Genomic DNA, 20,994 nt, shown 5'->3' on the forward strand with positions numbered 1-20,994 from the left:
GGTTCCGTGTTTTCCCCGTGCTTCAACCACTTATTACAGGAGAGACAAATGAAGCTTTCTAAACTCGTACTCGCAAGCACTCTGGTGGCTACCGGTGCATCCGGCCTGATGGCAGGCAATGCTTTCGCGCAAGCCAAGGAGCAGTTCATTCCGGTGCTGTCGTACCGCACCGGGCCCTACGCGCCCAACGGAGTGCCATGGGCCAACGGCTATGTGGATTACATCAAGCTCACCAATGCCCGCGGCGGCATCAATGGCGTGAAATTCAGCTTTGAAGAATGCGAAACCGGCTATGACACAGCCCGCAGCGTGGAGTGCTATGAGCGCCTGAAGGGCAAGGGGGCATCGTTTGTGCAACCTCTGTCCACTGGCGCTACGTTCGCGATTACCGAAAAAGCACCTGCGGACAAGATCCCTGTGGTGACTGTGGGTTATGGCCGTAGTGAAAGCGCGGATGGTTCCGTCTTCAAGTGGAACTTCCCGATTGCCGGCACTTACTGGGTGGCTGCAGATGCCATCATGCAAGCCATGGCCAAGAAGGAAGGCGGTTTCGACAAGCTCAAAGGCAAGAAGATTTCGCTGGTCTACCACGACAGTCCGTTCGGCAAAGAGCCTATCCCCTTGTTGCAAGAGCGTGCAGCCATGCACGGTTTCAACCTGACCCTGTTGCCCGTAACGGCCCCCGGCGTGGAGCAAAAGGCCACTTGGCTGCAGGTGCGCCAGAACCGTCCTGACTACGTGGTCCTGTGGGGCTGGGGTGTGATGAACTCCACCGCCATCAAGGAAGCACAAGCCACCGGCTACCCCCGCGAAAAGATGTACGGCGTGTGGTGGGCCGGTGCTGAGCCGGACGTGAAAGACGTTGCGGAAGGCGCCAAGGGCTACAACGCAGTGACCATGCAGCACGGAGCCGAACCCAACTCCAAGTTGGTCAAGGACGTGATGGCCATGGTGCACGGCAAGGGCCAGGGCACCGGACCGAAAGAAGAAGTCGGCCAGGTGCTCTACATGCGCGGTGCCATGAGCGCCATGCTGGCGATCGAAGGTGTGCGCTCTGCACAAGACCGCTTCGGCAAAGGCAAGGTCATGACCGGTGAGCAAATCCGTTGGGGTCTGGAGAACCTGAACCTGACCCAGCCCAAGCTGGATGCACTCGGCTTTGCCGGCGTGATGCGCCCCATCAGCACCTCGTGCATGGACCACATGGGTGCGTCCTGGGCCCGTATCCACACTTGGGACGGCGCCAAGTGGCAGTTCACCTCGGATTGGCTGCAAGGCGATGAGCAAATCATCAAGCCCTTGGTCAAGACTACCGCTGCCAAGTACGCCGCAGAGAAGAAGCTGACTGCCCGCACACCTGCGGACTGCCAGTCTTGATCTGCTGTGCAGATCAAGACGGCAGTTTTGCTGTCCTGACTGCACCCTCTCCAACCCCTCCCGCTGAGCGGGAGGGGAAGCGGCCCTGACGGGCCGCCAATCGACAGGCTTGCTGCGCAGGTCTGTCGATTGGTAAAGGCGAACCTATGGAACCGAAAAACATCGTTCTCAACGTGAATGGCATTGAGGTCATTTACAACCACGTCATTCTGGTACTCAAGGGGGTTTCCCTTCAGGTGCCCGAAGGCGGCATCGTGGCCATCCTTGGGGGTAATGGGGCGGGTAAAACGACGACCTTGAGAGCTGTGTCCAACCTGTTGGCGGGTGAGCGAGGTGAAGTCACCAAGGGCAGCATTGAGCTGCGCGGTGAACGCATCGAAAACCTGAGCCCTGCCGACCTGGTTCAACGCGGTGTGGTGCAGGTGATGGAGGGGCGCCATTGTTTTGCCCACCTGACCATTGAAGAAAACCTGTTGACCGGTGGCTACACCCGCAAGAGCAAGGCCGAGGTGGCGGCTAACCTCGAAAAGGTCTACAACTATTTCCCCCGCCTCAAAACCCGCCGCACCAGCCAGGCGGCTTACACCTCCGGTGGTGAGCAGCAGATGTGCGCCATCGGCCGCGCGCTCATGGCCAACCCCAGCATGGTGCTGCTGGATGAACCCTCCATGGGCCTGGCGCCACAGATCGTGGAAGAGGTGTTCGAGATCGTGAAAGACCTCAACGCCAAAGAGAAGGTGACCTTCCTGCTGGCCGAGCAGAACACCAACATGGCGCTGAAATACGCTGACTACGGCTACATCATGGAAAGCGGTCGCGTGGTGATGGACGGTGCCGCGGAAGACTTGCGCAGCAATGAAGACGTCAAGGAGTTCTACCTCGGTGTGGGTGGCGGTGAACGCAAGAGCTTCAAAGACGTAAAGAGCTACAAGCGCCGCAAGCGCTGGCTGGCCTGATTTTTTGATAGAAAAGTGCTTCTAGCGCCCATCCGGTGTGCGCGAGTAGCTCCTGAAATAATAGCAAACCAGCTGACGGAGAGCCTATGACCCCCGCCTACGACGCCTTGGAAATCCGTTCGCAGGCCGAGCGCGATGCTGCCCACATGTCGGCACTTCCCCGGCAGGTCGCCCACGCGCAGCAACACAGTCCGGCATTTGCCTCCATCCTGCAGGGCGTGGACGCTGCCAGCATTACCGACCGAGCGGCACTGGCGCGACTGCCGGTGACCCGCAAATCCGAGTTGCAGGCGCTGCAGCAGGCTGCGCGCCAACAGGGCGGGAACGTGTTCGGTGGTTTCAGTGCCATTGGGTTCGGCAGCGCCATGACCCGCGTGTTTGCCAGCCCGGGCCCCATTTATGAGCCCGAAGGCACAGCGCGGGACTACTGGCGCATGGCTCGGGCCATCTACGCGGCGGGCTTTCGTCCCGGCGAGCTGATTCACAACAGCTTCAGCTACCACTTTGTGCCTGCCGGCTCCATGATGGAGACGGGTGCCCATGCCTTGGGGTGCACAGTGTTTCCAGGCGGCACCGGTCAGACCGAGCAGCAAGTTCAGGCTATGGCCGAGTTACAGCCCGCCGGCTACATCGGTACCCCCAGCTTCCTGAAAATCATTCTCGAGAAGGCACTGGAAATGGGCGTTGCCCTGCCTACCGTGCGCAAAGCCATGTTCGGTGGCGAGGCGTTTCCACCTTCGTTGCGCGACTGGTTCACCGCCCACGGGGTGGATGGTTATCAGTGCTATGCCACTGCGGATCTGGGTCTCATTGCCTACGAAACCAGTGCGCGCGAGGGTTTGGTGCTGGATGAGCAGGTGATCGTGGAGATCGTGCGGCCCGGCACCGGTGACCCGGTGCCCGAAGGTGAAGTGGGCGAGTTGGTGGTTACCAGTCTGAACCCGGACTACCCCTTGATCCGTTTCGGCACCGGCGACCTTTCAGCGGTTCTGGCCGGGCAGTGCCCGACCGGGCGCACCAACACCCGCATCAAAGGCTGGATGGGGCGTGCCGACCAAACCACCAAGGTGCGCGGCATGTTCGTGCACCCCAAGCAGGTGGATGAAGTGGCCAAGCGTTTCCCTGAGGTGCACAAGGCCCGTCTGGTGGTCAGCGGTGAAATGGCCAATGACCAGATGACCCTGATGCTGGAGGTTGCAGGTCAACCCGAGGGCCTTGCGCAGCGTGTGGCTGATGCGGTGCGCGATGTGACCAAGCTGCGTGGGGATGTGCAACTGTTGTCTCCGGGCAGCCTGCCCAATGACGGCAAAGTCATCGAAGACGCACGCAGTTACCGCTGAGCAGGAGGCCCGCTGTTGCGGGTCTCAGGGTTTTCCCGAGCTGTTGAACACCACAGTTACCTCGCTGTGCCGGACCCGATAACCTTGCTTCTGCGGGAATGCTCATTCTCATTTTTAATAGCCCCGCGAGCTAGGTGCTTTCCACATGACAACACAGTGTGGGGCGGGCTAGACTGCATCCATTAACCAGGAGACAAACCATGAAAAAACTATTCGTTGCGACGGCTGCCATGTTTTCGATTTCGGCCTTCGCACAGGCGTATCCCTCCAAGCCCATCACCATCGTGGTGCCGTTTGCTGCCGGCGGTCCTACTGACCGCGTGGCTCGCGATTTGGGTGAATCACTGCGCAAGCAGCTGGGTGATGTGAGCATCATCATCGACAACGCAGCGGGTGCAGGCAGCTCTATCGGCTCCAGCAAAGTGGCCAAGGCCGCGCCGGACGGCTATACCCTGTTGTTGAACCACATTGCCATGGGCACCATGCCCGGCTTGTTGCGCAACATGCCCTTCAAGGTCGAGTCTGATTTCGAGTATCTGGGCATGATCAACGATGTGCCCATGACCCTGATCGGCAAGCCCGACCTGCCTGCCAAGACCTACAAGGAACTCACCACCTGGATCGGCCAGAACGTCGGCAAGATCAACCTCGGTAACGCCGGCATCGGTTCTGCGTCTCACCTGTGCGGCTTGCTGTTCCAGAACGCCATCAAGGTCGACATGACGACCGTGCCTTATAAAGGCACCGCACCTGCGATGACCGACCTGATCGGTGGCCAGATCGACCTGATGTGCGACCAGACCACCAACACCAGCCAGCAGATCGAAGGGAAGAAAGTGAATGCTTACGCAGTCACTACTGCCAAGCCTTTGACAACCGCTGCTTTGAAGAGCCTGCCGACACTGCAAAGCCAGGGTCTGTCCAACTTCGAGGTGACCATCTGGCACGGCCTGTATGCCCCCAAAGGCACACCCGCTGACATTCAGGCCAAGCTCAACACCGCTTTGAAGGCAGCCTTGAAAGACGCTGATTTCATCAAGAAGCAAGAAGCGCTGGGTGCCGTGGTGGTGACTGACAAGCGTGTCGAACCTGCGGAGCACAAGAAGTTCGTGGCGGCTGAAATCGCCAAGTGGACCCCCATCATCAAGGCCGCCGGCGTCTACGCTGACTGATTCGGCCTGAAACCTGTCTGGCCCGCTCGCCGGGTCACACACCCCAAGTGATGTCCTTGCCCGCAGCCATGCTGCGGCGGGCCATGTCCAGCAAGGGCGTGGCCCGTTGGCGCAAGCTCACACCGGTCGGGGTCGTGTCTTCCCCTTTTTCTTGTGCCTCCAAGGCAGCTTGGGCGCGTTGGGCCTCCTCTTTGGCGATGGCTTCTTCGAGCGCGCTGATGGCAACGGGCATGTCTGCAGCCAGCAAGATGCCTTTGCGCAAGCTCTCTTCGCCGGTGCGCCCCCACAAAGCCAGAATCTGCCGGCCATTGGGTTCCAGCATGATGACGTCGCTGGCTACTTTGGATTTGAATTTGTAAAGCATGGCGGAGCCCGCAGTGGTTTTATGATGCCGTTAACTGCAAATGCAGCACCCACAGCATACTGACAAGAGGAGCACCCATGGCGGACTTACACATACTGCGCGAACACAGCCTGGGCTTTGCCGCTGCACGCAAAATTGCCTTTCAGTGGGCCGAGCAGGCTGAACAGGATTTCGACATGGAGTGCACCTATGTCGAGGGTGAGGGGCTGGATGAAGTAATCTTCAAGCGCTCGGGAGTCAGCGGCATGTTGCAGGTGAGCGATTCGAAGTTCGAACTCAGCGCCAAGCTGGGCTTTTTGCTCGGGGCTTTCAAAGACAAGATTGAGGCCGAGATTGTCAAAAACCTCGATCAACTGCTCAAACCCAAAGCGGCTGCCAAAGGTGGGGCGAAAAAAAAGTAGCGTGACGCGCTACTTTTTTGATAGCTGCCCGCGCATGCTGCGCGGGCGCCAAGAGCTGATTTAGCTCAAAGATTCAATCAGATCGATGTACTGCTGCATGGCGTCATCGTTGCTGGTGCCTTTGAAACCATTCCAGGCATCCCATTTGGCACGGCCCACCATGTCGGCGAAACCGGGTTTTTTTTCGGTGTTGTCACCCGCGGTGGCTTGTTTGTAGAGGGCGTAAATCTTGAGCAGGGTGCCGTTGTCGGGGCGCTCGCTCAGGTTTTTGGAATTGGCAACAGCGGCTTCGAAAGCGGCTTTCAGATCGGCCATGGTTTTCTCCGTTCGGGTTTGTGCAAGGAACTAGGGGGAACACCCGATGCAAGCAGGTGCTTCACCCGTATCTTAAGCGGCGTTTTGCCCCCAGAATAGGCGTTCGCCCCCATACCCGTTCCGTCCGGAGAAACCATGGTCACCCGCGTCACTGCCAAGAACGTTGCCGACAAGGCCCGCACCCCCGTCTCCAAAGCTGCACTATCCGGTGTACCGGTCGCCAAAAAGGTGGTGCGTCGTACACGCAAGGCAGCCGAAGCGGTGCAAAAAAATGTGGCTGATGCCGTGATCGGTACCTTGGGCCTGAATGGCGAACGTATGTCCAAGGTGGACACGGCCTGGTTGCGCATGGATTCCAGCTCCAACCTCATGATGATCGTGGGCGTGTGGGTCACCAAACCCGGCTTGCCCCTCGCAGACCTGAAGCAGCGTGTGGAAGATCGGCTGTTGAAGTACCCCCGGTTCAAACAGCGCGTGGTGGAAGACGCTGCCGGGGCCAGTTGGGTGGAGGATGCCAACTTCGATATCGACCGGCATGTGGTAACTGAGACATTGGCCAAAAAGCCGCGCGGCCGGGAGCAGGAGGCCTTGCAGGAGCGACTGGCTGCCCTGACCATGGAGCCGCTGGATCGCAGCCGGCCGCTCTGGCAGTTCCATTTGGTAGAGAACTACAAAGGCGGTTCTGCCTTGATGGTGCGCATTCACCATTGCATTGCAGATGGTATTGCCCTGATTTCAGTAACCCAATCCTTGGTGGACGGCGGCAGCCCGCCACCGCAACGCCGTAGCAAACCTGAGCGTGCCCAAGGGCTGGATGGCGCAGAAGAATGGCTGAGCGATGCCTTGCTCAAGCCATTGACCCACATGGCCGTGAAAGCGCTGAGCGCAGCCGGAGATGGTGCGGTGAAGTCCATGTCGCTGTTGATGGAGCCCCAGAAGGGCATGGAGTCGGGCATGCACAGCTCGGTCGACATGGCAAAGATGGCCTACCAGGTGGTGAGTGACTTGGCCGCTTTAGCTTTGATGCCCGACGATTCGCCCACGCGGCTCAAAGGGCAGCCCGGGAATGCAAAGCGTGTGGCGTGGTGCGCGCCGTTGCCGCTGGAGGAGGTGAAAGCGGTGGGTAAGGCCTTGAATTGCTCCATCAATGATGTGTTGCTGAGTTGCGTGGCGGGTGCGATTGGAGAGTACCTGCGCGAGCAAGGCGATGCGGTAGCAGGCAAGGAAATCCGTGCCATGGTGCCGGTGAACCTGCGGCCACTGGAGCACGCCTACAAGTTGGGCAACCAGTTCGGCTTGGCCCCTTTGGTGTTGCCGATTGGCCTGGAAAACCCGGTCGAGCGGGTGTATGAAGTCCGCACCCGCATGCGAGGCCTGAAGGGCAGCATGCAGCCTCTGCTGGCCTTCGGCCTGTTGGCGGTGGCAGGTTTGCTGATCAAGCCTGCCCAGGATGCCCTTTTGAGCCTGTTCTCCAAAAAGACCACTGCTGTCATGACCAATGTGCCGGGTCCGCGCGATAAGCTCAAAATCTGCGGCGCCACGATTGAGGAAAACCTGTTCTGGGTGCCCCAGAGCGGATCCGTGGGCCTGGGTGTGTCCATCCTGAGTTACGGCGGAGGGGTACAGTTCGGCGTGGTGACGGATGCGACCTTGTGCCCGGATCCCCAGAAAATCATTGACCAGTTCGAGCCTGAGTTTGCCAAGCTCTCCATGCTGACGCTGATGTTGCCCTGGGGCGACTGATCAGCTCGCCAGTTCGGCCTGAACCTGGAGCACGCCGAGGTGCTCCATCGCGTCCAGAGGCTGTACGGCTGCAGCTTGTTCATAGAGGCACATGGCCTCGGATTCAAACTGCTGGATGTCGAGCATGAGCAAGCCACGTGCGTATTCAGTCAGCGCGATGGCAGCGCGTGGGATGAGCGCCAAGCCCGTGCGGAAATGGTGCAAGGCGGTTTCGCGCTTGGCTCCGTATGTCATGTTGCCGATCATGGCGCCCACCTTGTCGATCACCTCTGCATGGAACGAGCCCAATGCAATATGTGCATCTGCATGGCGAGGGCTCAAGCCAATAGTGGTTTCGAACGCAGTTTTGATTTTTTCGCCATAACCCTTGGCCAGCGCTTGCGCCACACTGGTGCTCTGGCTGTAGCGGCCCAAGGCATAGCCATAAAAGTAGTGCGCATTGGGGTTGCCGGGCTCTGCCGCCATGTGGGCTTTTGCGCGCTCTGCGGTATCGAAATACAACTTCAAGCGGGCGGCTTCGTTGCGCTCCAAGTAGTCCGCTTGGATCAGGCACGCCTTGTTCATCACGGCGTAGCCGGCCGGGCCGAGCAAACGCCCTGCGCGGAACGCTGCTTCGAACTCGCCGCGATGGTACCGGACCCAAGCCTGCAACACCTCGGGGTCTAGGGGCAGGGGTTCCTGATCACCATCGTGCAGGCGCGCCCAGTGGTTTTGCAGGTTCTCGCTGTCAAACAGGTGCTGATGCACGTAGGGGTAAGGGTCCCAGACCGGAGTGCCGTGCATCAGGAGCTGGTGTAGGCACCGCTGAGTTGCAACAAATGACTGCGTTGCTGGGCTTCAAGGTAGGGGACCAGAAGATTCAGCACATGTTGACCGCCGCGCAACAGGGCAGCTTGCGCGCTTTCCGGCTCCAGTGCGTTGCGCGGGTCGCGCACATATTCAAAACTCAGCCAGTAAGTGAGGACTACCACCATGCTGGTAGCGGTAGGCTCCATTTCGCGCACATCCATGCGCAAGGCGCCTGCGCGAGCCATTGACTCGAGCATGGCACGTATCGAGCGGGTCTTGTTCTTCAGCACGCTTTGGAAGTGGGTTTCCAGGCGCCTGTTTTTGCTGAGCAGGTCGTTCAGGTCTCGGTACAAAAAGCGGTACTGCCAGATCAGCTCGAACAGCGTGTGCATGAAAAACCAAGCGTCTTCCACATCGCGGACGTTGTCACTGGCGTTGAGCACCTCATTAAGCGAACGTTCGTAGCGGTCAAACAGGGAGTTGATCAGCTCGTCTTTGGCCGGGTAGTGGTAATACAAATTCCCGGGGCTGATGCCGAGTTCTGCCGAAATCAGCGTGGTCGATACATTGGGCTCCCCGAAGCGGTTGAACAGCTCCAGGGTGGTTTCCAGTATCCGCTCGGCAGTACGCCGCGGCGCTTTTTTAACCATGGGTCAGTGCCTCAGCAGTGTCTCGTGGCGAACCACATGTGAAAGATCTTCCATAACGTCCTGCAATGTACCCAATGCTTGCCCCAAACGGGATGGGGATTTCCTCGGGGCGCACAGGTGGCGCTTGGGGTCGTCCAGCACATCATGCCGCAAGCGAATGCCATGGCGGTGCAGTTGCGCGGACAAGCCGGTTTTTCGAGAGCGAAGCAGTTGGCGGGTTTGCTGGTACGCGTGCTCGGCGAGTTGCCTGCGTTGGGCGTAGCTGAAAGTGTTTGCCAGATACAGCTCCGGGTCCCGATGGTCCGGCTCGATCAAAACGATGTCGGTGTCGGGGTAAGCATGGGCATAGTGTTTCATGCCCAGCGCCATGCGAGAGTGGATCATGGAGCGGAAAGTCTGACTCAATACAGCCGGCAATCCGCCATCCACGATCCGAGGGATGTTTCGCTTTTCTGCGGGAATGCCGGCTTGCATGATCCGTTTGTATTGGGGTGCCGTAGCGTCGAAGGGCACCAAGGGATTCAGGCAAATCAAAAGATCTGCCCCTTCGTCAAGCGCCACCGAGGCGTGCATGGTCTTCTTCATTGCCCCATCCACGAAATACTGGTCATCAATGGCAACTGGCGGAAAAAGCCCCGGCAAGGCAGAGCTGGCTTGCACGGCTTTGGAGATGGGGATGTGATCCCATCCCTTGCTTCCGAATGCGACCGCTTCGGCACTGTCCAAGTGGGTGGCGACCAACGTGAGCTTGCAGGCCAGTTTGCGGAAATCGTTGGTGCGGCCGTCCTGGCTGAACAGTCTCGAGAGTTGTGTATCCACTTGGCTGTTGGAGAAAACGCCGGTCGGCAATGCGGGGGCCAACCGTTCCAGCGCCCGAATGGCTGTAGTGCGTCGCGTCAGCATGTCCCAGCCCGCTGAAGCCAGCAGGCCCGGCAACATGATGCCGCGCCGCGCCCATTCGTCATACGCAGGCTGCATCAGCCAGGCGGGATCAAAGAAGTCGTTGGAGTCCGCATCCCCTTCAATGAAGGACGCGCAGAGCTGGTGGGGCGTCAAGCCGTTGGCAAGGGCTGCAGCGATAAAGCCGCCAGCAGAAACGCCTACGTAGTGGTCCAGATGATTGAAATCCATGCCGGCCAAAGAGTCGTGTAGAGCACACAGAGCGCCTACTTCATAAATGGCCCCCAAAGGACCGCCACCAGCGAGTGCCATGGCTATTCGGGGCTTTGTTTGTCGGGCTGCCTTCATGGGGGAAGTGTAGTGTTCGGATGAGGGTATTCATGCTGCGATGCAGCAGTTTCGACGGACGTAAAAAAGGGCGCCTTTGCGCCCTGGTTCTACCGCTTTGAGCGATCAGTTTTGTGGAGTCGCGTTGCCCTCTGCAGGCACTACCGGCGCTTTGCTCGTCGTGGTTTTTTTGCTGGCAGCCTTTTTGGCAGCGGGTTTGGAAGTGGTGGCTTTCTTGGCTGGTGCCTTTTTGGTCACGGCTACAGGCGCAGGCGCTGCCTTCTTCGAGGGAGCTTTCGCGGTTTTGGTTGCCGCAGGTGCTTTGGCAGACAGCTTTTGGACGGTCTTGTTGAGTTCTTCGATGCGCTCAATCAAAGCGCTCACGTCCTTGGCGGAGGGCACGCCCAACTTGTTCAGGGCTTTGGCGACGCGTTCTTCAAAGATGTTTTCCAACTTGTCCCACTGACCGGTGGCTTTGTTGGTGATGTCGTTGGCCATGGTGGACATTTTGGCTGTGGCTTCGTTGATCTTGCCTTCGGCCGCGGCTTGTGTTTTGCGCTGGATGCTTACGCCTTCCTTGACCAATGCTTCAAATGCCTTGCTGCCCTCGGCCTGTGCCCGGGTGAAGGCGCCCAAGCCGGCTTGCCAGATTTGTTGTGCAGAGTCCTTGACCGAAGACGACAACGGAGTGCCGGTAGAAGGAGAGGATTTGCTTTTTTGGATTTTCTTGACCATGAGAACTCCTGATGAGTGTGTGACAGGGTGCACAAGCATATCTGCACCGGCTTGATGCTTACTCTAAGGCCTGTCATGCAGTCTGTGTAGGTGGGCGCCACTAAGGAAAACGCTGAAAGCGTTCCACAATCGCGCAGTCATACGAAAGACTTCGCGGGTTTACGATGAAATCCGCAGCGCCAAAAACCGTCAGAATTATTCGATTAACAGGAGCATGTATGCGGTATTTCGTCACAGGGGCTACAGGGTTTATCGGCAAACGTCTGGTGAAAAAATTGTTGCAGCGCAAGGGTGCGACAGTGCATTTCCTGATTCGCAAAGAAAGCGAAGATAAAGTCGCCGACCTGCGTGAGTTCTGGGCGGTGTCCGACGCCAAATCGGCGGGGCGGGTTGTCCCGGTATTCGGTGATCTGACGGGCAAGAAGCTGGGCGTTAGTGCCGACGCCATCAAAGCCCTCAAAGGACAGGTTGACCACTTCTATCACCTTGCCGCGGTGTATGACTTGGAGGCTGACGAAGAGTCGCAAATTGCCGTCAACGTCGAAGGAACCCGGAATACCGTGGAATTTGCCAAGGCCATAGATGCCGGCCATTTCCATCACGTATCGTCAATTGCTGCAGCGGGCCTGTATGAAGGTGTGTTTCGTGAAGATATGTTCGATGAGGCCGAGAACTACGAACACCCCTACTTTATGACCAAGCATGAAAGCGAGAAGATTGTTCGCAAGGAATGCAAGGTTCCTTGGTCGGTGTACCGCCCGGCCATGGTGGTCGGCGACAGCCAGACCGGTGAAATGGACAAGATTGATGGGCCGTATTACTTTTTCAAACTGATTCAGCGCATGCGGCAGTTGCTTCCGCCATGGATGCCGTCCATTGGTTTGGAAGGAGGGCGGGTCAACATCGTCCCCGTAGATTTTGTCGTTGATGCTTTGAACGTTATCAGCCACAAGCAGGGCATTGCCAAGCAGTGCTACCACTTGGTGGATCCGGTGGGCTACCGGGTAGGCGACGTACTGGACATCTTCAGCAAAGCGGCCCATGCCCCAAAGATGAATATCTTTGTGAATGCCGCCCTCTTGGGATTCATTCCACGCAGCGTGACAAAGAGTCTGATGGGACTCGCGCCTGTACGTCGGGTTCGGAACGCGATCATGAAGGACCTGAGCCTGCCGGAAGACATGCTCACCTTTATCAACTACCCCACACGCTTTGACTGCCGTGATTCTTTGGCGATGTTGAAGGGTTCGGGCGTTGAATGCCCCAACTTGAAAGACTACGCATGGCGTTTGTGGGATTATTGGGAGCGCCACTTGGACCCCGACCTGCATATCGACCGTTCCCTGCGCGGAACCGTGGGCGGCAAAGTGGTGTTGGTGACTGGGGGCTCATCGGGCATCGGTTTGGCAGCTGCGCACAAGTTTGCCGAGGCTGGCGCGACTACGATCATTTGTGGTCGGGACCAGGAAAAGCTGGAAGAGGCCTGTAAGGAGGCCAAGTCAAAGGGCTACAGCTTTGTGGCCTACCCGGCGGATATTGCCGACATGGCGGACTGCGACCGGTTCGTCAAAGTCCTGATCGAGAACCATGGGGGCGTGGACTTCCTGATCAACAACGCGGGCCGCTCCATCCGCCGCGCTATCGAGTCTAGTTACGACCGTTTTCACGACTTTGAGCGCACTATGCAGCTCAATTACTTCGGTTGCTTGCGCGTGACCATGGGCTTGTTGCCGGGTATGGTCGCCAAGAAAAAAGGGCACATCGTGAACATCAGCTCGATTGGTGTTCTGACCAATGCGCCTCGCTTTAGCGCCTATGTGGCATCCAAAGCCGCTTTGGACGCTTGGACGCGTTGCGCATCCAGTGAGTTCGCAGATCAAGGCATCAGCTTCACCACTATCAACATGCCTTTGGTGCGAACCCCCATGATTGCGCCTACCAACATCTATAACAACGTGCCCACGCTGTCACCCGAGCAAGCAGCTGACATGGTAGCTGACGCTTGCATCAGCAAACCTGTGCGAATCGCCACACGCTTGGGCATTACCGGGCAGGTGATGCATGCCCTGGTGCCCCGCATCGCCCAGATCGCCATGAACACCAGCTTCCGCATGTTCCCAGATTCCTCCGCGGCCAAGGGTGCCAAGCCGGGTGAGAAGGCCAAATTGTCGCCGGAGGCGATTGCGATGCAGCAGATGATGCGGGGGATTCATTTCTGAGCTGAATGAGCCGCTCAGGGACTCGGAAAGTCGGGTGCCTTTGTTCTACCTTCCCCTGAAACTCCCAACAGACCTTCCTTCTTTTTTGTTGTAAGGCCGTGTGGGAGATCTCGGTTTGTCTAAAGCGCGGAGACTCAGTCATAGAGCAGGCATGAGATCAGCCGATTTGGATAGGGATCCTTCAAAACTAGTTGAGCATAGAGTGTTGACCGGCTCGACGAAGCTACTTTCATTGTCCAATTCGGTTAGTTCGGAATGCACTGAGCATGTCGCATGTGTCTACAATCGACCGCAAAGGTGCTTGTAAATGCAGGAAATCCAGTCGATCGACATTCTTTTAACGCGCCTGTGGCGCCACATTACTGGCCGGCGCCGTAAGCAATTGGGACTGCTGCTGGTGCTGATGGTGCTGGCATCCTTTGCCGAGATATTAAGTATTGGCTCTGTTCTGCCCTTTTTGGGGATGCTCACCGCCCCTGAGCGCGTGTTCGCGCATCCTGTGGCGCAACCCATCATTCTCTGGTTTGGAATCACAGCTCCGGGGCAGTTGCTTTTGCCTGCCACCATCGCTTTTGCCATCGCGGCACTGCTGGCAGGTGCTATGCGTCTTCTACTTTTATGGGCTACGACCCGGCTGTCATTTGCCACCGGCGCCGACCTGAGCATTGAAATTTACCGCCGTACGCTCTACCAGCCTTACGCCGTGCATGTCAGTCGCAACAGTAGCGAAGTGATAGCTGGCATATCCGCCAAGGCCAACGATGTCATCAACAGTGTGCTATTTCCGGTGCTGATGATTGTCAGTGCCGGTGTAATGCTGGTGGCCATCCTGATGGCGCTGCTGTCCGTCAATCCCAGTATTGCGCTCACCGCGTTTGGCGGATTTGGTGCGATCTATATTGTGGTCGTAAAACTAACGCGCAAACAGCTGGCGCACAACAGTGAAGGCATTGCGCGGGAGTCCGTGCAGGTCATCAAATCCCTGCAGGAAGGCTTGGGCGGTATCCGCGATGTGTTGATCGATGGCACGCAGTCGGTCTATTGCTCGACCTACCGTGCGGCCGATCTGCAGTTGCGTCGCGCCCAAGGCAGTAACCAATTTCTTGGCAACTTTCCGCGTTTCGGCATTGAGGCGCTGGGCATGCTACTGATTTCCGCGCTGGCATATGGCATGGCCCGTGAGCCCGGTGGTATGGCCGTAGCCATCCCGGTGCTGGGTGCCTTAGCGCTGGGGGCTCAGCGGATGCTGCCCATTCTGCAGCAGGCTTATGGCAGCTTGACCGCCATGCGGGCGGGACAGGCATCGTTGCAGGACGCACTGAGCTTGTTGGACCAGCCCCTACCAGACTATGCTGACCAGCCCGCACCTGCGCCCATTCCTTTCAACCAGGGACTGAGCATAGACAAGTTGTCTTTTCGCTACTCCGCCGACACACCTCTCGTGCTGCGCGATCTGACCCTCAGTGTTGACAAAGGCAGTCGGGTTGGCTTTATCGGTGCAACAGGAAGTGGAAAGAGCACGCTGCTGGACATAGTCATGGGTTTGCTGCAGCCCACCGAAGGTATCTTTGCCGTGGACGGCGTGCAGATCACCCCGTCCAATCTGCGGTCTTGGCAGGCGCATATTGCGCATGTGCCGCAGTCCATCTTTCTTGCGGATACGTCGATCGCCGAAAATATTGCCTTCGGTGTGTCGCCGGAGCACATCGAGATGGAGCGCGTGAAGGACGCGGCCCGCAGGGCACAAATCGCGCAGGTGATAGAAAGCTGGCCACAGCAATACAAGACCAAGGTCGGCGAGCGCGGCGTGCGTCTGTCCGGAGGGCAGCGTCAGCGCATTGGGATTGCGCGCGCCCTATATAAGCAGGCAGACGTGATCGTCTTTGACGAAGCAACCAGCGCGCTAGACAATGAAACCGAGCGAGCCGTGATGCAGGCCATCGAATCGCTGGGCGATAACTTGACGATTTTCATCATCGCCCACCGACTGACCACCTTGAAAAACTGCACCTGCGTGGTGAAGCTCGGTGCGACCGGGGAGGTCCAGGTGGGGAGCTATGAAAGTACCATCGCCCAGGTCGCATAAACACGAACTTCTTTTGAATCCATCAATAATGCTGAACAATTCCTCCATTCTGATCACGGGCGGCACCGGTTCCTTCGGGCATACCTTCGTGCCGCTGACGCTCGCAAAATTCAATCCACGCAGATTGGTGATTTACTCGCGCGACGAAATGAAGCAGTGGGAAATGGCCAAGCTGTATGGCAACGACAGCCGGGTGCGTTTCTTCATCGGTGATGTGCGTGACAAAGAGCGGCTTGCACGCGCGCTTCATGGTGTTGATTATGTGGTGCATGCTGCAGCTACCAAGATCGTTCCCACTGCAGAATACAACCCTTTCGAATGTGTCAAGACAAACGTTTTTGGCGCCATGAACCTGATTGATGCCTGCATTGACCAGGGCGTCAAGCGCGTCGTGGCCTTGTCCACGGACAAGGCCAGCAGCCCTGCCAATCTGTATGGGGCCACCAAGTTGACTTCGGATAAGCTTTTCATTGCCGGCAACTCCTATTCCGGAGAAGGAGACACGCGGTTTGCGGTGGTACGCTACGGCAACGTTATGGGCTCGCGGGGGTCGGTGATCCCCTTTTTTCTGACGCTGGCGGAAAGGGGCGTGCTGCCCATCACCGACGAACGGATGACCCGCTTTATGATTACTCTGGAGGAGGGCGTCGATCTAGTGTGGCATGCGTTCGAAGACATGGTAGGGGGCGAGATCTACGTTAAGAAGATTCCTTCCATGCGCATGACCGACGTGGCCATCGCCGTGGCCCCGGATGCGCGCCAGGAAATTGTTGGCATTCGCCCCGGTGAAAAGCTGCACGAGCAGATGATAGGTTCAGAGGATGCGCCGCACACCTACGAATACCGTCAGCATTTCAAGATACTCCCTGCCATAAACAACTGGAGTCAAGATCCGGTGCGCATTGGCGATGGCCAACTGGTGGCCCCCGACTTCACGTACTCGTCTGACAACAATCCCGAATGGATGAGCCCGGAGACATTGCGCGCGTGGATTGCCTCCAACCGCGAAAAAATTGGAAAGATTTGAAGTCCATGATCCCTTATGGTCGTCAGGATGTGGATCAGGCGGACATTGACGCCGTCACCGAGGTATTGCGGTCTGATTTCTTGACGCAGGGGCAAGCTGTCCCCTCTTTTGAAGAGGCGGTTTCCCGCTACTGCGGTGTCCGGCACGCGGTGGCAGTCAACAGCGCCACGAGCGCGTTGCACATTGCGTGCCTGGCACTGGATGTCGGGCCCGGTGACCTGGTATGGACCAGCCCCATCACTTTCGTGGCGAGTGCCAACTGCGCACTGTATTGCGGGGCGGATATCGATTTTGTCGACATCGACCCGCGGACCTACAACCTGTGCCCGCAACGGCTGGCCGAGAAGCTGGCTGCAGCGAAAACCGCGGGCCGCTTGCCCAAGGTGGTGATCCCTGTGCATTTGTGTGGCCAGTCTTGTGATATGCAGGCCATCCATGCGCTGGGGAAGCAGTATGGCTTCCGGATCATTGAAGACGCTTCGCATGCGATCGGGGGGCGCTACCAGGATGTGCCGATCGGGTCCTGCCGCTATAGCGACATCACGGTCTTCAGCTTCCACCCGGTCAAGATCATTACCACCGCCGAAGGTGGCATGGCCGTCACCAACGACGCCTCGTTGAACCGGCGCATGCATTTGCTGCGCAGCCACGGCATCACGCGGGATGCGCAGGACATGACGCATGCCCCCGAGGGGCCTTGGTATTACCAGCAGATCGAGCTGGGCTACAACTACCGCCTGACCGATCTGCAGGCCGCGCTGGGACTGAGCCAGATGCGCCGGCTGGATGCCTTTGTCAACCAGCGACACCGCCTGGTGGTGCGCTACGAGCGTTTGCTGAAGGATTTGCCGGTAGTCACGCCCTGGCAGCTGCCGGCGTCGTACTCGGGCTTGCATCTGTATGTGGTGCGCCTTGATCTGGACCGAATTGTCCGGTCGCATCGCGAGGTCTTCGAATCTCTGCGGGCCGACGGTGTCGGGGTGAATCTGCATTACATACCGGTATATACCCAGCCCTATTACGCTAAGCGCGACTTTGTGAAAGGCTATTGCCCCAACGCGGAGCTGTATTACGCAACGGCCATCAGCCTGCCGCTGTACCCCGGACTCACGGAGTCCATGCAGGACCATGTGGTCGCCGCGCTGGGCAAGGCATTGCGCCGATGAGGCTTGCCGTCATTCCTGCCCGTGGCGGCAGCAAGCGCATCCCCCGCAAGAACATCAAGTCCTTTTGCGGCAAACCCATGATCGCCTGGTCGATCCAGGCAGCACGGAAGTCCGGGTTGTTTGACCGTGTAGTGGTGTCCACGGACGACCTGGAAATCGCTGAGGTGGCAAGGCAATGGGGGGCAGAAGTCCCCTTCATGCGTCCGCCGGAGATTTCGGATGACCATGCCGGGACAACGCCGGTGATTGCGCATGCTGTCCGATGGTTTATCGACCAGGGGATATCCCCGGAACTGGTGTGCTGCCTCTATGCCACTGCACCCTTTGTGCATATTTCCGATTTGCGTGCGGGCCTGGCGCTGCTGGAGTCGGGGGCGTGGGCGTATGCGTTTTCTGCTACTACCTACGCCGCGCCTATCCATCGGTCCTTTCAGCGCGCCCCGTCCGGAGGCGTGGAGATGTTCTTCCCGAACCTCTTCAGTACCCGGTCGCAGGACCTGCCGGAGGCGCTGCATGACGCTGGCCAGTTCTATTGGGGTAGAACGTCGGCCTGGCTGGGCGCGCTGCGCATCTTTGACCACCACTCGGCCCCGCTGATGGTGCCGCGCTGGCGGGTGCAGGACATCGACACGGTCGACGATTGGCTGCGCGCGGAAATCTTGGCCCCCCAGATCCTGGGTCATGAACGCTGAAGTCAATGCTTGCCGGGTGGCCATCCGGGTGGACGCTTCCTCCCAGATTGGAACGGGTCATTTCATGCGCTGCCTCACGCTGGCGGACGCCTTGTGCCAGCGCGGCGCAGTGGTGCACTTTGTTTCGCGGCACTTGCCGCAGTACTTGGTGGCCATGCTGCAGGACCGCGGACTGGGATTCACTCCGATCGGGTTTGCCGAGGACCCTGCTCCGTCGGGCCAGCTGGCGCACGCCGCATGGTTGGGAACCACGCAGCATGTGGATGCCGCCCAGTCCCGCGATGCACTGGAAGGAGCATCTTGGGACTGGCTGATCGTGGACCATTACGCGCTAGACGCGACTTGGGAGCAGACTATGCGCCCGTTCGTGCAAAAAATTGTGGCCATCGACGATATCGCGGACCGTGTTCACGATTGCGACGTGCTGATAGACCAGAACTTCCACGAGGACGCTGCGGCGCGGTATCAGGGGCTTGTGCCGGTGCATTGTCGCTTGTTGCTGGGGCCAGGGTATGCGCTACTGCGCAGCGAGTTTCGCGCGAACCGAAGCGACAGGAGCCGCCGTTCCGAGCCGGTGAAGCGCGTGCTCGTATTTTTTGGCGGCATGGATCGAGAAAATCACACGGGTCGTGTGCTGGACGCGCTGTGCCGTCTGGATTTGTCCGGCGTGGCCGTGGATGTGGTCATCGGCAAGCAGCATCCGTTCCTGCAGCAGATTCAGGCGCTCTGTTCGAATGGGGGATGGGATTGTCATGTCCAAACGGATCGGATGGGCCCGTTGATGTCCGAGGCGGATCTGGCCATTGGAGCAGGTGGCGTTGCAGTGTGGGAGCGCTGCTGCGTCGGCCTTCCCGCTTTACTCATTCCCACGACCAAGAACCAGGAGGAACAAGTCCTCAACCTTGCGAACCGGGGCGTGGTCTACGCCCCTGCACTGGCGCACGGTAGCGTGGAGGAGCTGTCCTGGCACGTGCGTGCCTTGCTGGGTAATCCTAGCCTGTTGCGAGCATTGTCGAGCGCCGCCGCCGCCCTCGTCGACGGGAATGGAGTCTCGCGGGTTGCCAATGGCCTGATGGCTGCTCAGATCAGAATGCGGCGGGCGTCGGAGGATGACTCCAGCCATCTCTTCGCTTGGCGAAACGCGCCAGAGATCCGGAGTGTCTCGCGCAAACCGGATGTGATTTCTTGGTCAGATCACCAGGCTTGGTTTGCTGCCGTTCTTTCGTCGCCGGACCGGTATCTGTTGGTTGGCGAGCTCCTTGGTCGTGCCTTGGGGGTCGTGCGTTTCGATGTGCTGGACGGGGTGGCCGAGGTGTCCATCTACCTAACGCCGGAAATGCAGGGTCAGGGCTGGGGTGGGGATCTATTGCTTAGGTCCGAAACATGGCTGGTGCGCCATGTCCGTGGCGTTCGGCAGCTAAAGGCGCTTGTCTTGGGGGACAATGAAAGATCTATGCGCCTATTTGCGCGCACGGGGTATGCGTTTGAACAAGCACAATTCACTAAAGCAATCAGTTGACCATGAAGAATATTTCAATTGCCGGACGGTTGATCGGTAAGGCTTGGCCTCCATTTGTCATCGCGGAGATGTCAGGAAACCACAATCAGTCCTTAGAGCGCGCCCTTGAAATCGTGGACGCCGCGGCTCAGGCGGGGGCGCATGGTCTGAAAATCCAGACTTATACGCCGGACACCATGACGCTGGATCTGGACGAAAGAGAATTTCATATCGACGATGCCAAAAGCCTGTGGAAGGGAACGTCGCTGTACAAGCTGTATGGTCAGGCCTATACCCCCTGGGAGTGGCACAAACCTATTTTCGACCGCGCCGTCGCGCTGGGCATGATCCCGTTCAGCACGCCATTTGACGATACCGCGGTCGACTTTCTGGAAAGTCTGAATGTCCCTTGCTACAAGATCGCCTCGTTTGAAAACACGGATTTGCCCCTGATCCGCCGCGTCGCGGCCACCGGTAAACCGCTGATCATTTCCACGGGCATGGCCACCGTTGCCGAGTTGGATGAAACCGTGCGGGCTGCCCGCGATGCGGGTTGCAAGGACCTCATCTTGCTGAAGTGCACCAGCACGTATCCCGCCACTGCGAGCAATACCAACATATTGACCATCCCCCACTTGCGCGAGCTGTTCGGCTGCGAGGTTGGGCTGTCCGACCACACCATGGGGGTTGGCGTATCGGTTGCAAGTGTCGCACTGGGGGCCACAGTCATAGAAAAGCACTTCACCCTGAGCCGTGCCGAAGGCGGCGTGGACAGCGCCTTCTCGATGGAGCCCGCCGAAATGGCGCAACTGGTCCTGGAGACTGAGCGCGCGTGGCAGTCCTTGGGAGATGTTTCCTACGGGCCGACCGATGTGGAAAAGAAATCTCTGCAGTTCCGTCGGTCCTTGTATCTGGTGCACGACTTAAAGGCAGGGACAGTTCTGATGCCAGACCACGTGCGCGCCATACGCCCGGGGTTTGGCCTGCCACCCAAGTATCTGACGCAGGTGCTGGGGCGTCGCTTGAATCGTGATGTTGTTCGGGGAACTGCTCTAGCTTGGGACCTGCTGGGTTAGCGCCAAAGATATGTTTGCCAGTGCGTCATCTGGCGCTTATCTAGCAGCCGTTCGATTATTGAATCTGCAAAGCCTGCAATAATACTTCGAATAGTTTGGCTGCGCGGCTCAAAACAGTGTTTCCCCTCAGGGCGCGCTGGATTGTTGCGATATCGCGTGTG

General features: G+C 58.4%; 19 protein-coding genes. 13 read left to right on the plus strand and 6 right to left on the minus strand.

What is annotated here, in order from left to right; all coding sequences use genetic code 11:
- Nucleotides 1-48: 48 nt before the first annotated feature.
- From ACOAP0_RS12325 to ACOAP0_RS12340, 4 genes are all read left to right on the plus strand, one after another.
- Entirely contained in the window at nt 49-1,377 is a 1,329-nt protein-coding gene (locus tag ACOAP0_RS12325; RefSeq protein WP_498376627.1) for an ABC transporter substrate-binding protein, read from the plus strand.
- A gap of 146 nt (nt 1,378-1,523) precedes the next feature.
- The gene (locus ACOAP0_RS12330) at nt 1,524-2,333 is read left to right on the plus strand and encodes an ABC transporter ATP-binding protein (protein ID WP_087496197.1); all 810 of its coding nucleotides are present in this window, start codon (nt 1,524-1,526) and stop codon (nt 2,331-2,333) included.
- Between the two features lie 86 nt (nt 2,334-2,419).
- Nucleotides 2,420-3,673 carry a phenylacetate--CoA ligase family protein gene (locus tag ACOAP0_RS12335; RefSeq protein ID WP_498376628.1) on the plus strand — a complete coding sequence of 418 codons (1,254 nt, stop codon included), beginning with the start codon at nt 2,420-2,422 and terminating at the stop codon, nt 3,671-3,673.
- A gap of 200 nt (nt 3,674-3,873) precedes the next feature.
- Nucleotides 3,874-4,845, plus strand: a complete 972-nt coding sequence (locus tag ACOAP0_RS12340; protein WP_498376629.1) for a tripartite tricarboxylate transporter substrate-binding protein — start codon at nt 3,874-3,876, stop codon at nt 4,843-4,845.
- Nucleotides 4,846-4,879: 34 nt separating this feature from the next.
- Here ACOAP0_RS12340 and ACOAP0_RS12345 read toward each other — a convergent pair whose 3' ends face one another.
- Entirely contained in the window at nt 4,880-5,209 is a 330-nt protein-coding gene (locus ACOAP0_RS12345) for a DUF1840 domain-containing protein (protein ID WP_087496200.1), read from the minus strand.
- 77 nt (nt 5,210-5,286) lie between these two features.
- On the opposite strand from ACOAP0_RS12345, the gene ACOAP0_RS12350 reads away from it, so the two are divergent.
- The gene (locus ACOAP0_RS12350; protein ID WP_498376631.1) at nt 5,287-5,610 is read left to right on the plus strand and encodes a polyhydroxyalkanoic acid system family protein; all 324 of its coding nucleotides are present in this window, start codon (nt 5,287-5,289) and stop codon (nt 5,608-5,610) included.
- A gap of 60 nt (nt 5,611-5,670) precedes the next feature.
- On the opposite strand, the gene ACOAP0_RS12355 is transcribed toward ACOAP0_RS12350, so the two are convergent.
- The gene (locus tag ACOAP0_RS12355; protein ID WP_313868547.1) at nt 5,671-5,925 is read right to left on the minus strand and encodes an acyl-CoA-binding protein; all 255 of its coding nucleotides are present in this window, start codon (nt 5,923-5,925) and stop codon (nt 5,671-5,673) included.
- Between the two features lie 135 nt (nt 5,926-6,060).
- Between ACOAP0_RS12355 and ACOAP0_RS12360 the strand changes: the two genes are divergently transcribed.
- Entirely contained in the window at nt 6,061-7,668 is a 1,608-nt protein-coding gene (locus tag ACOAP0_RS12360; RefSeq protein WP_498376632.1) for a wax ester/triacylglycerol synthase family O-acyltransferase, read from the plus strand.
- Here the strand turns inward: ACOAP0_RS12360 and ACOAP0_RS12365 are convergent, their stop codons facing one another.
- The 4 genes from ACOAP0_RS12365 to ACOAP0_RS12380 all read right to left on the minus strand — a co-directional run bounded on the left by ACOAP0_RS12365 (nt 7,669) and on the right by ACOAP0_RS12380 (nt 11,069).
- Nucleotides 7,669-8,451, minus strand: a complete 783-nt coding sequence (locus tag ACOAP0_RS12365; RefSeq protein ID WP_498376633.1) for a hypothetical protein — start codon at nt 8,449-8,451, stop codon at nt 7,669-7,671.
- Nucleotides 8,451-9,107 (minus strand): TetR/AcrR family transcriptional regulator, encoded by a 657-nt coding sequence (locus ACOAP0_RS12370; RefSeq protein WP_087496204.1) that lies wholly within the window; start codon nt 9,105-9,107, stop codon nt 8,451-8,453. The genes ACOAP0_RS12365 and ACOAP0_RS12370 overlap by 1 nt, the downstream gene beginning before the upstream one ends.
- Before the next feature lie 3 nt (nt 9,108-9,110).
- Nucleotides 9,111-10,319 (minus strand): patatin-like phospholipase family protein, encoded by a 1,209-nt coding sequence (locus tag ACOAP0_RS12375; protein ID WP_498376634.1) that lies wholly within the window; start codon nt 10,317-10,319, stop codon nt 9,111-9,113.
- Nucleotides 10,320-10,460: 141 nt separating this feature from the next.
- The gene (locus ACOAP0_RS12380; RefSeq protein ID WP_498376635.1) at nt 10,461-11,069 is read right to left on the minus strand and encodes a phasin family protein; all 609 of its coding nucleotides are present in this window, start codon (nt 11,067-11,069) and stop codon (nt 10,461-10,463) included.
- A gap of 218 nt (nt 11,070-11,287) precedes the next feature.
- On the opposite strand from ACOAP0_RS12380, the gene ACOAP0_RS12385 reads away from it, so the two are divergent.
- The 7 genes from ACOAP0_RS12385 to pseI all read left to right on the plus strand — a co-directional run bounded on the left by ACOAP0_RS12385 (nt 11,288) and on the right by pseI (nt 20,833).
- The gene (locus ACOAP0_RS12385) at nt 11,288-13,288 is read left to right on the plus strand and encodes an SDR family oxidoreductase (RefSeq protein ID WP_498376636.1); all 2,001 of its coding nucleotides are present in this window, start codon (nt 11,288-11,290) and stop codon (nt 13,286-13,288) included.
- A 307-nt stretch (nt 13,289-13,595) separates the two neighbouring features.
- Nucleotides 13,596-15,374: an ABC transporter ATP-binding protein gene (locus ACOAP0_RS12390; RefSeq protein ID WP_498376637.1), complete on the plus strand. Its 1,779-nt coding sequence runs from the start codon at nt 13,596-13,598 to the stop codon at nt 15,372-15,374.
- Nucleotides 15,375-15,402: 28 nt separating this feature from the next.
- Nucleotides 15,403-16,401, plus strand: coding sequence for a UDP-N-acetylglucosamine 4,6-dehydratase (inverting) (gene pseB, locus ACOAP0_RS12395; protein WP_498376639.1), 999 nt, complete (start codon nt 15,403-15,405; stop codon nt 16,399-16,401).
- Nucleotides 16,402-16,406: 5 nt separating this feature from the next.
- Nucleotides 16,407-17,567: a UDP-4-amino-4,6-dideoxy-N-acetyl-beta-L-altrosamine transaminase gene (gene pseC, locus ACOAP0_RS12400; RefSeq protein ID WP_498377777.1), complete on the plus strand. Its 1,161-nt coding sequence runs from the start codon at nt 16,407-16,409 to the stop codon at nt 17,565-17,567.
- Nucleotides 17,564-18,259, plus strand: a complete 696-nt coding sequence (gene pseF / locus ACOAP0_RS12405; protein WP_498376641.1) for a pseudaminic acid cytidylyltransferase — start codon at nt 17,564-17,566, stop codon at nt 18,257-18,259. Before pseC ends, pseF begins: the two co-directional genes overlap by 4 nt.
- On the plus strand, nt 18,249-19,778 hold the full coding sequence (gene pseG / locus ACOAP0_RS12410) for a UDP-2,4-diacetamido-2,4,6-trideoxy-beta-L-altropyranose hydrolase (protein WP_498376642.1): 1,530 nt from the start codon (nt 18,249-18,251) through the stop codon (nt 19,776-19,778). Before pseF ends, pseG begins: the two co-directional genes overlap by 11 nt.
- A 2-nt stretch (nt 19,779-19,780) precedes the next feature.
- Complete coding sequence (gene pseI, locus ACOAP0_RS12415) at nt 19,781-20,833, plus strand: pseudaminic acid synthase (protein ID WP_498376643.1); 1,053 nt, start codon at nt 19,781-19,783, stop codon at nt 20,831-20,833.
- Nucleotides 20,834-20,994: the final 161 nt, after the last annotated feature.

It is taken from the genome of Curvibacter sp. Hmag1.1 (genome assembly GCF_059769165.1).

What these genes read in the sequence shown, in the direction of transcription:
- pseB (WP_498376639.1), top strand. Translation starts at nt 15,403, where the DNA reads ATGCTGAACAATTCCTCCATTCTGATCACGGGCGGCACCGGTTCCTTC.
- pseC (WP_498377777.1), top strand. Translation starts at nt 16,407, where the DNA reads ATGATCCCTTATGGTCGTCAGGATGTGGATCAGGCGGACATTGACGCC.
- ACOAP0_RS12345 (WP_087496200.1), bottom strand. Translation starts at nt 5,209, where the DNA reads ATGCTTTACAAATTCAAATCCAAAGTAGCCAGCGACGTCATCATGCTG.
- ACOAP0_RS12365 (WP_498376633.1), bottom strand. Translation starts at nt 8,451, where the DNA reads ATGCACGGCACTCCGGTCTGGGACCCTTACCCCTACGTGCATCAGCAC.
- ACOAP0_RS12385 (WP_498376636.1), top strand. Translation starts at nt 11,288, where the DNA reads ATGCGGTATTTCGTCACAGGGGCTACAGGGTTTATCGGCAAACGTCTG.
- ACOAP0_RS12390 (WP_498376637.1), top strand. Translation starts at nt 13,596, where the DNA reads ATGCAGGAAATCCAGTCGATCGACATTCTTTTAACGCGCCTGTGGCGC.
- ACOAP0_RS12370 (WP_087496204.1), bottom strand. Translation starts at nt 9,107, where the DNA reads ATGGTTAAAAAAGCGCCGCGGCGTACTGCCGAGCGGATACTGGAAACC.
- ACOAP0_RS12380 (WP_498376635.1), bottom strand. Translation starts at nt 11,069, where the DNA reads ATGGTCAAGAAAATCCAAAAAAGCAAATCCTCTCCTTCTACCGGCACT.
- pseI (WP_498376643.1), top strand. Translation starts at nt 19,781, where the DNA reads ATGAAGAATATTTCAATTGCCGGACGGTTGATCGGTAAGGCTTGGCCT.
- ACOAP0_RS12335 (WP_498376628.1), top strand. Translation starts at nt 2,420, where the DNA reads ATGACCCCCGCCTACGACGCCTTGGAAATCCGTTCGCAGGCCGAGCGC.
- ACOAP0_RS12340 (WP_498376629.1), top strand. Translation starts at nt 3,874, where the DNA reads ATGAAAAAACTATTCGTTGCGACGGCTGCCATGTTTTCGATTTCGGCC.
- pseF (WP_498376641.1), top strand. Translation starts at nt 17,564, where the DNA reads ATGAGGCTTGCCGTCATTCCTGCCCGTGGCGGCAGCAAGCGCATCCCC.
- ACOAP0_RS12360 (WP_498376632.1), top strand. Translation starts at nt 6,061, where the DNA reads ATGGTCACCCGCGTCACTGCCAAGAACGTTGCCGACAAGGCCCGCACC.
- ACOAP0_RS12325 (WP_498376627.1), top strand. Translation starts at nt 49, where the DNA reads ATGAAGCTTTCTAAACTCGTACTCGCAAGCACTCTGGTGGCTACCGGT.
- ACOAP0_RS12330 (WP_087496197.1), top strand. Translation starts at nt 1,524, where the DNA reads ATGGAACCGAAAAACATCGTTCTCAACGTGAATGGCATTGAGGTCATT.
- ACOAP0_RS12375 (WP_498376634.1), bottom strand. Translation starts at nt 10,319, where the DNA reads ATGGCACTCGCTGGTGGCGGTCCTTTGGGGGCCATTTATGAAGTAGGC.
- ACOAP0_RS12355 (WP_313868547.1), bottom strand. Translation starts at nt 5,925, where the DNA reads ATGGCCGATCTGAAAGCCGCTTTCGAAGCCGCTGTTGCCAATTCCAAA.
- pseG (WP_498376642.1), top strand. Translation starts at nt 18,249, where the DNA reads ATGAACGCTGAAGTCAATGCTTGCCGGGTGGCCATCCGGGTGGACGCT.
- ACOAP0_RS12350 (WP_498376631.1), top strand. Translation starts at nt 5,287, where the DNA reads ATGGCGGACTTACACATACTGCGCGAACACAGCCTGGGCTTTGCCGCT.